Consider the following 13902-nt stretch of genomic DNA (forward strand, 5'->3'; position numbering starts at 1 on the left):
GGTTTTACAATGGTCTTTAGCAGTATTTTCTTCTTGTTTTGTTTCCTTCCCATTGTATTAATTGTATATTTTATCGTCCCTAAGCGATGGAAAAACCTTGTGCTACTGTTGTTCAGCCTGTTTTTTTACGCTTGGGGCGAACCTGTTTATGTGATTTTAATGCTGCTATCCATCCTATTTAACTATGTAATGGGGTTGGATATTGCCCAGCGCAATGCTGCCCACCGGCCAAAAAAGGCAAAGGCCAGCTTGATCTTTACGGTAGTTGTAAATCTGTTTTTACTGGGCTTTTTTAAATACGCTGGTTTCCTGATTGGCACAATTAACGATTTGTTTGTGGTAAACCTTCCTTACAAAGAACTCGCCTTGCCAATTGGTATCTCCTTTTATACCTTCCAAACTTTATCTTATATCTTTGATGTATACTGGAAAAAAGTAGAGGTACAGCGCAATTTTATTCATTTTAGTTTGTATGTGACCATGTTCCCACAGCTGATTGCTGGGCCAATTGTCAAATATACCGATATTTCAGTCCAATTGGAGAATCGCCATGTTACTCTGACCAAACTGGGACTTGGGGCAGAATTTTTTATTAAAGGGCTTGCCAAAAAAGTATTACTTGCTAACAATTTAGGGCAGGTTTATACTTATGTACAGGGATTGGAGCCAGGCTCCACTTCTATTTTAACAACCTGGCTTGGTATTATTGCGTATACCTTCCAGATTTATTTTGATTTTAGCGGTTATTCCGATATGGCGATTGGTCTGGGGGAAATGTTTGGATTCCAGTTTATGAAAAATTTCCACTACCCTTATGTGTCTAAGAGTATTACTGAGTTCTGGCGCCGTTGGCATATTTCCTTGAGCTCTTGGTTCCGGGATTATGTGTACATCCCCCTTGGCGGGAACCGGGTAAGCGTCCCAAGGCATATTTGCAACCTTTTGATTGTTTGGGGATTGACCGGATTGTGGCACGGAGCGAGCTGGAACTTTGTTGTATGGGGGCTGTATTATGGCGTCCTGTTAATTTTAGAAAAATATGTGTTTGTGGAACTAATTCAGCGGATGCCAACATGGTTGAACTGGCTGTGTACGATTCTCCTTGTCATGATAGGATGGGTCTTTTTCAGCAATACCTCTATGGCGGACGCATGGAGCTACCTGCAAAATATGTTTGATTTTTTCCATCACGCACTATGGGACAGCACAGGGCTATACTTGCTCCAAAGCAATTTTATCTTAATGGCAATCGCTGCCCTGGTATGTGGTCCAGGCATTTACCGTGTGTTCAAGCACTGGATGCAAAAAAGGCCATGGTTGGCGGTTGTGATAAATGTGGTGTTATGCCTGGCATGTGTAGCCTATTTGGTTTACGATACGTATAACCCATTTTTGTATTTTCGATTTTAAGAAGGGGACAGTCGATGAAAAAGTATAAATCCAATCCAATCCTTCGTTTTGTACGTATTATGGTGCCGGTTTTTTTCATTGGTTTGTTCTTTTTGTTTGGAGCGAACCTGATTCAGAAAGACCAGAGTTTTTCGGAACAAGAAAACCGTATGCTGGCAACCAGGCCGGCTTTATCTCTAGACAAGCTGGAGGATGGCAGATTTAGCACCGAATACGAAACTTATGTAAACGACCAGTTTGTATTCCGTAATTTTTGGGTTCGGCTAAAATCCCAAATTGATGTGTGGTTGGGAAAAAGGGAATCCAATGGGGTTTATTTAGGGAAAGATGATTATTTAATCCAGCAGTTTACCAAGCCGGATGAGGAAAACTTGGACCAGACAATCGAGGAACTGCAGCGTTTTTCCAGAAGGTATCCGGAATTGAAGCAGTATGCTTTGATTGCCCCGACGGCGGAGAATATTTATCGGGATAAATTGCCAAACAACGCCCCTGTCATTGACCAGAATCCCTATCTAGACCAGTTGAAAGGGGCGCTTTCTACCAGTTCAATCCAGACAATTGACATCCGGGATGCGTTCCTCACTTCCACAGAGGACCTTTATTACCATACCGACCATCACTGGACAACGGATGGAGCCTATGTGGCATTTCAAGCAGCGGCTCCAACCATGGGGATTGATACATCTTCCATGACCTACACCCAATCCGTTGTCAGCAATGATTTTCAGGGTACGTTGAGTTCTACCAGCGGATTTTTGCCTGATAAACGGGATAAAATTGAAGTTTACCAGCCAAGTACTCAACCGACTTATGTGGTAAACTATGTGGAGGAAGAGGAAAAAACAGCCAGCATTTATGATGCGGAAAAACTGAAAACAAAAGATGCTTACGCTGTATTTTTAGGTGGGAACCATTCTGTAGTAGATATCCAAACCACGGTAAGGAATGGACGCAAGCTGTTGGTGTTAAAGGACTCCTACGCAAATAGCTTTGTACCATTTTTACTTCCCTATTATGAGGAGATTGTCATGGTAGACCCACGTTATTATTATGATACCATGGACGATATTGTCAGCTTGTATGAAATTAATGAGGTCTTATTCCTGTATAACGCGAACACCTTTTTCCAGGATACTTCGTTAAAAATGGTATTAAATCCACAATAAACAATGTATTTTACAGCAAAACGGCTGGAATTCTATTCGGAAAAGAATTCCAGCCGTTTTTATTGATTAGGAAAACCACCGGCTATGCCAGTGGAGGTGCCTCGTAAAAAAGCTTAGCTTCAAGTATCGAGCGAAGCGAGCTACTAACAAGCAATCTAGCAAGTTTATCAAGCTCGGAAAGAAGCATAAATGCCCGTTTACGGGCGGCGGAGCAGTAGATGCAAGAGAAAGAATGTTCAGTGCGTCTTTAGATGCCCGCCAGTAAAATGCCCTTCTATGGCTTAATCAAGCCTCCGGCTTTGCCGGAGGTCATGACTGGACATTTTCTTTGGCTTGTTTTCGGTATTTTCCAGGCGCAACTCCATAACTAGTTTTAAAATGCCTGGAAAAATGGCTTAAGTCAAAAAAGCCGGATTCCTTGGCAACTTTATCCACAGGCCAGTCTGTCTCCTGCAATAATTTGCACGCGTATTGCAGGCGTAACTCATTAATGTGCTCCGAAAAACTGTGTTTTGTAAATGTCTTTATTTTTTTGCTCAAATAGGCTTCTGTATAATGGTATTTGAAAGAGAGGTCCTTTAAAGTGATGGTTTTAAAGTTTTCTTGTATTTCTGCTAGAATCGGGATAATATCCGAATCCACATTAGCATGAGTATCTACCGCTTTAATATCGTTTAGATGGGAACGAATCAACTGAATAAAAAACATATTTAAGTAGGAGATCATCAAACTGTTTTTTAAAGGCTTTTGATTCTGGTTTTCCTGATACATGGTTTCTAATATGCCTATGAGCGATTCATCTTGGCCGGTCTGGATGATAATTTGGTGTTCCACCCGTTCATTGTAAAGGGCACATCGCAGGAATTCAGAGATTATATTTTGTTCCTGAACGAGATCCGCCAATAGCTGGTCTAATACTTCCTTGCGAAATAAAATGTTAATCACAATGGTTTCATCATTTGTGACGCGGATATTATGAGAGGTATAAGGCGCCATAATTGCAATGTCCCCCGTATGAAGCGAATAAGAGGTTCCGCGGTAAATTTGCTGGCAGGTTCCAGATAGTACATAAATCATTTCAAAAAAATCATGGATATGGAAATTATCCAGCATATATCTAGGATGGCAGGAAATTGAAACGGATTTTTCTTTTAGAAAAAAATCCTGAGATAATTGATATTTTTGGTCGCTTTCAAATTGACTTTGAAAAGTTTGGACAAATGGATAATTTTGATATAATTGTTGCAATAAAAATTCGATTTCTTTCCCTGTCCCATCTAATGTATGGTATATCTGATAAATATTGCGGAAAGCCTTTTCGATAGGACGAAAGATTAATAACTCTTGTAAAAATGTTTCTTTTCCCATACAATTTCCTCTTTTCTCAATACAACCTCTATTTTATATTATATAATATCAACAAAATAAATCAATATTATTTTGTTTAAAAATTGTTTTTGTACATAGCGAAACACAAAATTATACATAGACATCAATTGGTAAATCCATTACAATAAAACCAAACAGCGCTGTAATAAAACTGAAACCCAAGGCAGAAATGGAGGAAAAAATGAAACACACATTAAAAACCAAAATGCTTGCCGCTGTATTAAGTGTTACAATGGTTGCAAGTATGGGCATTGGTATGACACAAACCGCGTTGGCAGGTAATATGGATAGTGCAATTTCCGCATCAGAGTTTGCGAAACCAGGTATGGAATACCGTCCTGGCGTACGGTGGTGGATTTCTCCTGGTACGACAACAGAGGATTTGTTGAAACAGATTGATTATTTAGCGGAAAACGGTTTTGGTATGGTAGAGATATCACCATTTAATGCAGGATATGTTTCCGAAAATGGAAGTTCTTCAGCAGAAGAAACGATCTATCCAGATGAGCGTTTGAAAGATTATGACAATGATGTTTACTATGAAAAAATTGAGGCAGTTATTGCAGCAGCCGAAGAAAAAGGTATTACGGTAGATTTAAATATGGGCTCTGGCTATGATGCAAGTTATAAAACAATTACAGCGGAGGACGGGATGGAAAATATGGCTCTTGGTCGTACTTCTATAAGTGTTCAAGCTGACAATGTGAACAATCAAATTCAAGTCACTATTCCAGATGTTGAAGTAACACCTTTGTATGGAGATAAAAAAGCTGATGGTATTTTGATGACAGAATGGACTGGCGTTAAAAAACTCGAAGCCATTATTTTTGCAAAAAAAGATAGCAATGGTACACCCTTAACTGCTGGCAATGGATTTATTGATATCAATACAAAAGAAGTGAATAAGACCTATGAGAATCAGGTTGTATTGGATATCAATCATACTACGGTAATTGATATGAGTGAAGAAGAATTTAATGATGGTGATATTATTACTCTTACACCGGATACAGAAGGGGAGTGGGAAGTAATTGCTTTATATTCTATTCCATCTGGGGCATTCCCGATTCGTGGTATTGCTGACCATAGTTATGTGGTAGATCATCTGGATGGAGAAGCTTGTGCTAAATTTGTAAATGAATGGCTGGGCAATGAAGATGGATTGAAACCAATTGTATCCAAATATAGCGATACTATTCGTGCTGCTTTTAATGATAGCTATGAGTTCTATACAGATAAATACTTTAATTACAAAGTATACGATGCCGCAAAAAGTTCAGATACCAATGTAATTGGTTATGATTTAACAAAATATTTGCCTTCTTTATATAAACAGGGAGAAAACTGTTTTGGTTTTGGAGTCATTCCTAAAACAAATAATACATTTTTAACTTATAATTTGTCTGAAGATGAAAAATCTAGGATAGTATATGATTATAATCAACTAGTTAATGAGCAATTTCTAGAAGGAATGGAATCCTTTAGTAATGAATTGGCCAAATACAGTATGGTATACCGCCAGCAGGCCTATAATCCTCCAATCGACACAATTAAATCCTCTTATTATGTGGATATCCCGGAAACAGAAGGATTAAGTGAATACTCTTTACGCCGCGTTTCTTCAGGCGCCCATTTGTATGGCAAAAATCTGGTTACTTCCGAAGTGTATACCTTGGGTTCCACTCCGTACCAGTGTACCCCTCAATTTATTAAAAATGGGTATGATTTAATGGCAACCAGCGGTGTAAACAATTTCTTCTACCATGGACTAAGTTCTATTTACTATGGTTCTGAAGAGGCACAGGCTAACCAAGTTTATGGAGAAGAAGGCTGGAGAGCTTGGCCTGGAATTGGTATTGAGGTAGGTCAAGTCAATCCGATTTGGCCATATTTCAATAATTTAAATATGTATGCTGCACGCGCCAATTATATGATGCAACAGGGAAATCCAAGTTCGGATGTGGCAATTTATATGCCACTGTTTGGAAGTATTCAAGAAACAGACGCAGTCAAAACGATGAATTACAACGGCTATACTTATGATGCTGTCAACGATGATGCAATCCAAAATGAATTCTCTTACCAGGACGGCAAGATTGTGGCTGCTACATCTGGCATGACCTACGATGTACTGTTGATTCAGGATCAGACTATGCCAGTAGAAACTATTAACGCATTAAATGAACTAGCAAAACAGGGTGCTCCAATTATATTCTATGGGGATTTACCAAACAAGCAGCCAAGCTATGCAGATGGAAATTATGCAGCATTAGACCAACAAGTAGTAGATGCCGCAACGGCAATTACAACTAATTATGATAATGTTGCCTGTGTTTCTACTATGGAAGAATATACGATAGCATTAGATCAAAATGTAACAGCTCCAATTTCTTGTGAATATAATACCAACGTACGTTTGGCAAGAAGAAGCCTGGAAACAGGAGGAGAACTGGCATATATCCGCAATACTTCTAAAGAGCAAATGACTGTTACCCTGGACATTGATCCATCTTTGGAAAACTGCTACTGGCTGGATCAGAACAGCGGGGAAATTTACCAAGCGGAAAAGGATGGCAACACTATCACTGTAACCCTGGAATCTGAAGCAGCAATTGGGTTGGTATGTGAATTAGAACAGGTTGGTTTCCAAGAATCTGAGTTATCTGAAGGAATTCCAGATGGCATTAATACCCAACCAGTGGATGAAACAATCCCATTGGAAGGATTTACCCTGAGTGTGACTGCCGATAACATTGGTGCAAAGCAAAGAGGTGAGGTTCAAACTGTAACGTTTGATCAAGATGTTTTTGGTGATTGGTCCAGCGATACATTCCAAAATGGTGTATTAAAATATGTGAGCAATGAAGGGACTTATACTACTCAATTAGATTTAGATGAAAATGAGATTGAACAAGGAAAACGTTTTATGCTTGATCTTGGAATCGTTTATTCTCCAGTTACTGTTGTTGTAAACGATATCGAAATAGGAAAAGTAGAATTTGTTCCATACGAAATTGATGTTACATCAGCATTAAAACAAGGTATTAATACAATTATCATTAAAACACAGCCGCTAGGAAATAACCGTCGAATTGGTTTCCGTGAATATTATAATGAAACCAAAGATCCTGAATATATCTACTATGGAAAATATATTGAATATATTGCAGGATTAGGTGGAAAGGAAGAAGTAATTAATACTGGAATAGAAGGACCAATCCAACTAAACGTATATCAGGCGGATGTACAGGCAGATAAGGGTATTTTGAACTCTGTGATTGCATACGCAGAAGCTGCCAAAGAAAGTGGCGAATATGACAATGCCATTGAAAGCGTACAGAAATCCTTTGATGCTGCTTTGGAAAATGCAAAAACAGTAGCAGGCAATGCGGCAGCAACCCAGGAAGAAGTAGACGCAGCATGGAAAACCTTGCTGAATGAAATCCACAAATTAGGATTTGTAGCTGGGGATAAAACAGAACTGGCTTCCCTGATAGAAGCAGCAAATGAAATCAATGCAGAACTTGACCGTTATGTGGAAGCAGGAAAAGCGGAATTCACCGCAGCATTAGAAGCAGCCAAGGGTGTATACAATGACGGAGACGCCATGCAGGCAGAAGTAAATGAAGCAGCAGACAATCTGTTGAATGCAATGCTGAACCTGAGATACAAAGCAGATAAGTCCATCCTAGAAGATGTTCTTACAGAAGCAGGAAAAGTGGACGCAAACGCATACACAGCAGAAAGCTACGCAGCATTACAAGCAGCAGTAGCAGAAGCAAAAGATGTATACAACAATGAAAACGCAACTCAGGAAGAAGTAGATGCAGCAGTAACAAGTGTACAAACAGCAATAGATAACCTGGTAGCAGTAGATGGAACCCCTGCTGAAACTCCAACCGAAGACAATGATACAGCTGGAAGCCAGACAGGACAGGAATCCACTACACCAAAAGCAAATGCGGCGAAAACAGGCGACTTTGCACCTATTGCTGGAATGGCAGCAATAGCAATTGCAGGAGCTGCACTGGTTCTCTCCCGTAAGAAAAAATAACTCATAACGTTTTCTTCTTCTCTTTTCTCTCAATAGAATACACAAAAGGTCGGTTTGATAAAACCGGCCTTTTGTGATGTATGGGGTATCCGGATATTATGCAAACTACTTACCGAAAAACGGTATTTTCTTATTTGTTACTTCTAAGTGGATGAAATGACATAGAAAATTTAATCGTTTATTCATGATTTTCCCCAGTTTTTAAAGATATCCGTAATTCGGAAATTAGCTTATTTAATCTGCTGATTTTTGTCGTATTATTCGTTTTATTTTATCGTATTTCTCCAATTTATTTTCCTGTTTTTGTATATGAGATAACCTGCTTTTGGTAAATGATTTAAACTATTTTGTCAGGAAAAATATGGGTTTGACAAACGATTCTTTTCCTTGCTATGATAGAAAAATACGAAACTTATATTTGAATTGAAATATAAGTTTGGCGGGTTGCAGAGTAGGAAATATTTCGTTTGGCAAACGTTGCTGTTTCATAAAAAATAATATTGGATTGGGAGCTTATGGAATGGGACTTTCAAGACGTTTCCTATGAAAAATAGTCTCCAGTCTTATGGTTGGCGAAATGGAGATATACTGACAGTGTGACAAACAAAAATTTCTATTTGTAGACTTATTTACTTATGGCACTAGTATTTTGTTTTACATCGTATTTGATGGCTTTTAAACGACCGATATGTGCTGAATGTACCGCTAAAAATAACAGTTAATTTTATGGAACAGAAATGATTTTATTCCATCTATTGTAAATCATGTTTGGCTTCAAATAGAACCTAGATCGTTTTTTGAATTGGATTCTATTTTTTGGTAAATAAAATAGGGCTTTTCCTAACAGGTAGGCCCACTTTATTTGTATGGACAAGTATAACGGAACCAATTTCTATTATGACAAAATTGATCGAAATATCAAAGGAGAATGAGGATGTTAAAACGCATTATTTTATCTGGCATTAGTTTTTGTATCGCAATCAGCTTAACGGTCCTTTCTGTATTGGCAAAGCAGCAGGCGGTTCCTGAAAAAACGGTTGTTTCGTCACGACCTCCTGTTTCTTCCCTAAGTGTAGAATCTTCCTCCTCGGAAATCGAATCTTCATCGGAAGAGGTTTCATCTTCTGAGCCAGAGAGTTCCGAGCCAGTTTCCAGTGCGCCTCCCGCTCCGGCTCCTGTACAAAAAATTACAGGAAAGGTAACAAAAGACCCCCAGTTTAAACCAACTGAGGAGAACAAAAAAGAGGACCCGCAAAAAAATGAGCATCCAGATGCTGGTCCAGGGGGTTCCATTACGATTCCAGATACCCCAACTACACCGCCAGCATCTTCTGCTCCATCCCAGCCAGAACAAGGGGGAGATACAGCTCCTCCCCAGCCAGGCCCAACCTTCCCAACTGATCCAAATTATACGGGATGGTGGGAAACGGATGGAAAAACCTACTGTTATCAGAACGGACAAAAGATGACAGGTTGGAAGAACATCAATAATATAGGGTATTGGTTTAATGGCAATGGAGAACTTTCCTCTAAAATGGGGATTGACGTTTCAGTCCATCAAGGAAAAATCGACTGGCAAGCGGTAAAATCCGATGGGATTGAGTTTGCATTAATCCGTGTGGGATACCGTGGTAGTGTATCCGGAAAGATTGTAATCGACACCCGGTTTGAGGAAAATGTACGTGCGGCAGCTGCTGCTGGAATTGAATGCGGTGTTTATTTCTTTTCCCAGGCAATCAACGCCGATGAGGGTAGGGCAGAAGCCGAATTTGCATTAAACGCTATTAGTGGTTTACCAGTTACCGGCCCTGTTATTATTGATACTGAATATGTTGCCTGGAATCCAGGCGCCGGCGATACCGAACCCCGTGGAAACCGTACCAGCACTTCCGCCCGTACGGATGCGGTAGCTGCCTTTTGCCAGACAGTGGCTTCCGCTGGAAAACAAACTATGATTTATGCCAGCCAGTCCTGGTATGAGAATAACCTTCAATTGAGCCGTTTAACTTCCTATCAAAAATGGTTAGCCCGTTGGAGTGAGAGTGTCACTTGGAACCACGATTTTACCATCTGGCAATGTACCGATAAGGGCAAGGTAAAAGGGATTAACGGAAACGTTGACCGCAATGCCTGGAAAATAGGATAAGAATAGTTCATTTTTTAGTTTTCCTTCTCAAATTAGAGTTGCTCCCTGTTGTAGTTATCTTTCTATAACAGGGAAATTTTATTTCTTTCAGGTACAACAAATCTCTAGTTTTAAATAAAAAACCTTTTATGGTTCTAAAAAGAATGGTTTTTAGTTGAATTAAGAACAAATATAAAAATGGTTGTCTGTTAGTGCATTTAGTTAATGATAGTTATCTCAACCAGCTTATCTGATTGCCTCAATCTATTGAAATTATAAGACTGAGGCGCTTTTTGAAACAATGCTATATCGTTTCAGTTTCTCCTTTTGCAAGATTTTAATGGTAACAGAAGCTTTTTATAGGAGTATTCTCCAACAATATAGATACTTTTCTTCTTCTTTAAGATATACGGTTTGAAGGAAGGCGAAATGATAAATTATGCTATTTTACCTTCTCATATGGTTTAATATGATGGAATAGCACAAAAAGGATTGCTGTTATTGATTCATGATAGGATTTTACTTTTGATTCGTTCCTCTTAAACGGCAAAGAAAAAACCAAAGCCCCAAAATAAAGTGGCTTTGGTTTTTCTTTATTGTTTTAAATGGAATATGCTTAGATATTAGAAGCTTTCTTTTTGAGGGTGAGTACTAGGACAAGACCTGCAACTGTGATAGCTGCAATTCCTGCAACTGGATTCATATCTCCTGTTTTTGCAGTGTTTGCTTTGGCTGTAGTGCTTTCTTGTCCGGCTTGAGTAGCGTTGTTGTCGGTAGTTGTTGTTTCATTTACGGTTCCATTCACTGCTACCAGGTTATCCATTGCTGTTTGTACACTTGTTACTGCTGCATCTACTTCTTCCTGGGTTGCGTTTTCGTTGTTGTATACATCGCTTGCTTCTGCTACTACTGCTTGTAATGCTGCATAGCTTTCTGCTGTGTATGCGTTTGCGTCCACTTCGCTTGCTTCCGCAAGGACTTCTTCCAGAATAGACTTATCTGCTTTGAACCGTAGATTCAGCATTGCATTTAATAAATCATCCGCTACTTGGTTGATTTCTGCTTGCATGGCATCGCCATCTTCATATACCGCTACTGCTGCTTCTAATGCTGCGGTGAATTCCGCTTTGCCTGCTTCCACATAACGGTCAAGTTCTGCATTGATTTCATTTGCTGCTTCTATCAGGGAAGCCAGTTCTATTTTATCCCCAGCTACAAATCCTAATTTGTGGATTTCATTCAGCAAGGTTTTCCATGCTGCGTCTACTTCTTCCTGGGTTGCTGCCGCATTGCCTGCTACTGTTTTTGCATTTTCCAAAGCAGCATCAAAGGATTTTTGTACGGATTCGATTGCATTATCATATTCTCCGCTTACTTTGGCATTTTCTGCGTAGGTAATTACTTGGTTTAAAATTGTTTTGTTAATTTTTTCAACCGTGTATTGGTTTGTAATGGTAGTGTTATTATCTTTTGGATAGTTGCTATCAATCGCTAGGGAATTTACAATGCTATTTGCAAAATCGCCCAGTTGCTGCCGCATTTCTTCAGTTAATAAACCTTCTGTTGCTTCTGTACCTGTTTCTGGATCAGCTGGCGTACCGTTAATCAATTCTGATAGGATTTCTTCAAAGTTGACACTGATCCCAATTAAGCCACCAACATTGTTGATTTTTGTAATCAAGTCCTGAACAGTGTAGCCATCCGGAATCATTCTGGTGCTACCTTCAGCTGTCCATCCTACAAACATTGCCATCAGGTTAATCATGGTTTTGGTATTGTCATTTAAAGGTTGGATTAAAACAGTCCTCCCTTCCACTGGAATCCATTCTTTTGTAGTCAAGTTCCAGCCAGCGATACCTGTCAGGTCTTTTAAGGATACCTGATCCAATACCTGGGTAAGCAGGTTGGAAACATGTTGGATAAGCAGATTCACAATTTGGTCAACTACTTCACCACTGCTAATAGCTTGCTCAGCGGAAGCTACCCATGCAGGCATGTTGTCTTTGTTATCGTTTCCAGCTAAATGGCTCTGGTATGCATAGTTCGCAAGGTCTAAAATGGTTTTTGTTTCTGACTCAGTCTGGTATACAGGGACTGCTAATAAATCGCTCGCTAAAGCATCAATGGCATTATCTAAAATAGTAGGGTTCGCCACCATACTGTCCAATGTACCAAATACAGGAGTTAAAGCTTCTTTTAAACCCTGTACAGGGATCGATGCCCAATATCCATCTGGATCTTCTCCTGGAGCAGCATCTGGGGCTTCATCACTGGCAATCCAAATTTTAATGGTATTGCCCTCATAATAAACGTTGGTTCCTGCCTCTGGAGTTGTTGGGAGAAGTAGAGGAAGTGCAACATCAATAAGTTGTTCAATGGTTAAATTACCATCACCGGGGAGGGTATCGCCCAATAAATTGTTGATCAAAGCTTCCAACGCTGGTTTGACTCCACCAGCTTCCGTGATTTGGTCATAATAACCGTGGAGGAAACCATTTACAGTGGTGGATACCATATCAACAGAGAAGCCGTGTTGCTGACCATACGCGGTAATATCTTCAATCGTCTGTTCTTCTCCTGTTAATGGGTTCGTAAAGGTGATTGGGCCTAGGTTTGTTGTAGTAGAAACCGACATGTTTTCAGTTACAACCCCGTTGTCCAGATTTCTGTTAATGGTTACAAAACGCATTGGAGACGGGTAAGTGACAACTGATCCGGTTTCAATATCATACAGAGTATTTCCAGCTTCTGTTGTCATAGTTGCAATATCGTTGGCGTGCATATGACCAGTAAAAATATACTGCATACCGGCGTCAGCGAATTCTTCACTTAAACGTTCATAATCGTTGACCAGGTACATTGGCAAAATAGTAGGTTCCAGTTCGAAGTGTGGAACCATACCATGGTGTTCTAAGCCGATAACAGTATCGCCACGGTCTTTTGCTTCTTTAATTTGTTCTAAAATCCAATTTTCCAAATCGGCACTAATGGCACCGGAAGTTTCGTGTTCATCTAAGCCAGAATCGGTATTGTCGGCACTATAACGTGCAGAATCAATCGCAATTACAGTATAGCCATCTTCTGGACGAGCTACATAAGATAAACCACCAGCTTCTTTTCCTTCAGGAGGAGTGTAAGTATCAATAATACTTTCATCTTCAAATGTTACATCGCTGTAGATTTGTTTAAAATCCTCTGGTTCTGTGCGTCCTGCTGGAATAGCGGTGCCATCTTCCGTATTAAAGTTCATAGCATTAGAGTTTCGGAGGTCATGGTTGCCAGGTACAACATATACTTTTAAGTTTGGAACTTCTTCTTTTAAATGTTCCAATTTTTCTGCCAGTTGCTCATGGCCTTCTTTTTCACCGTCTTTGGTCAAGTCGCCAGAGATCATCAGTACATCAGGTTGGTCTTCCTTTACGGTTTCCAACATTTTATCTAAAATGGCAGCACTTTCTGTAAACATTTTACGGTCGCTGTTCAGGTGATTGGTATAATCGGTGGTATCCTTGATCATATCAGGGGACAAATAGTGGGTGTCGGACAAAACAGCAATTTTTAATTGTTCCTCTTGTTGTTTTGACATTATAGCTGCGCTAACAGGAAGCGCTTGGCCTAACAGCAATGTAGCGGAAAGTAACGCTGCAATACTGCCTTTTAGCCATTTTTTTGAAAAATGCATAGTACGTTCTCCTTTGTTTACGATAATTTTATGTCCTAAAATATAAATTTTCCTTTATCCATCTTTGAATTTC

General features: G+C 39.6%; 6 protein-coding genes. 4 read left to right on the forward strand and 2 right to left on the reverse strand.

From position 1 onward, the window contains the following. Window positions 1–9 precede the first annotated feature (9 nt). Entirely contained in the window at window positions 10–1410 is a 1401-nt protein-coding gene (locus BQ2683_RS07945) for an MBOAT family O-acyltransferase (RefSeq protein WP_069988466.1), read from the forward strand. Window positions 1411–1424: 14 nt separating this feature from the next. After that, window positions 1425–2579: a DHHW family protein gene (locus BQ2683_RS07950; protein ID WP_083256423.1), complete on the forward strand. Its 1155-nt coding sequence runs from the start codon at window positions 1425–1427 to the stop codon at window positions 2577–2579. A 309-nt stretch (window positions 2580–2888) separates the two neighbouring features. On the opposite strand, the gene BQ2683_RS07955 is transcribed toward BQ2683_RS07950, so the two are convergent. Then, complete coding sequence (locus BQ2683_RS07955; RefSeq protein ID WP_069988467.1) at window positions 2889–3947, reverse strand: AraC family transcriptional regulator; 1059 nt, start codon at window positions 3945–3947, stop codon at window positions 2889–2891. Between the two features lie 202 nt (window positions 3948–4149). Here BQ2683_RS07955 and BQ2683_RS07960 point away from each other — a divergent pair, with 202 nt between their 5' ends. After that, window positions 4150–8022 (forward strand): glycosyl hydrolase, encoded by a 3873-nt coding sequence (locus tag BQ2683_RS07960; RefSeq protein ID WP_069988468.1) that lies wholly within the window; start codon window positions 4150–4152, stop codon window positions 8020–8022. A 934-nt stretch (window positions 8023–8956) separates the two neighbouring features. After that, window positions 8957–10168, forward strand: a complete 1212-nt coding sequence (locus BQ2683_RS07965) for a glycoside hydrolase family 25 protein (RefSeq protein ID WP_069988469.1) — start codon at window positions 8957–8959, stop codon at window positions 10166–10168. Window positions 10169–10763: 595 nt separating this feature from the next. Here BQ2683_RS07965 and BQ2683_RS07970 read toward each other — a convergent pair. Beyond that, window positions 10764–13829 (reverse strand): metallophosphoesterase, encoded by a 3066-nt coding sequence (locus BQ2683_RS07970; protein WP_069988470.1) that lies wholly within the window; start codon window positions 13827–13829, stop codon window positions 10764–10766. Between the last annotated feature and the right edge of the window lie 73 nt (window positions 13830–13902).

The organism is Massilioclostridium coli (assembly GCF_900095865.1).
In the GTDB taxonomy this organism is placed as follows: Bacteria; Bacillota; Clostridia; order Oscillospirales; family Ruminococcaceae; genus Massilioclostridium; species Massilioclostridium facile.

What these genes read in the sequence shown, in the direction of transcription:
- BQ2683_RS07945 (WP_069988466.1), top strand. Translation starts at nt 10, where the DNA reads ATGGTCTTTAGCAGTATTTTCTTCTTGTTTTGTTTCCTTCCCATTGTA.
- BQ2683_RS07950 (WP_083256423.1), top strand. Translation starts at nt 1,425, where the DNA reads ATGAAAAAGTATAAATCCAATCCAATCCTTCGTTTTGTACGTATTATG.
- BQ2683_RS07955 (WP_069988467.1), bottom strand. Translation starts at nt 3,947, where the DNA reads ATGGGAAAAGAAACATTTTTACAAGAGTTATTAATCTTTCGTCCTATC.
- BQ2683_RS07960 (WP_069988468.1), top strand. Translation starts at nt 4,150, where the DNA reads ATGAAACACACATTAAAAACCAAAATGCTTGCCGCTGTATTAAGTGTT.
- BQ2683_RS07965 (WP_069988469.1), top strand. Translation starts at nt 8,957, where the DNA reads ATGTTAAAACGCATTATTTTATCTGGCATTAGTTTTTGTATCGCAATC.
- BQ2683_RS07970 (WP_069988470.1), bottom strand. Translation starts at nt 13,829, where the DNA reads ATGCATTTTTCAAAAAAATGGCTAAAAGGCAGTATTGCAGCGTTACTT.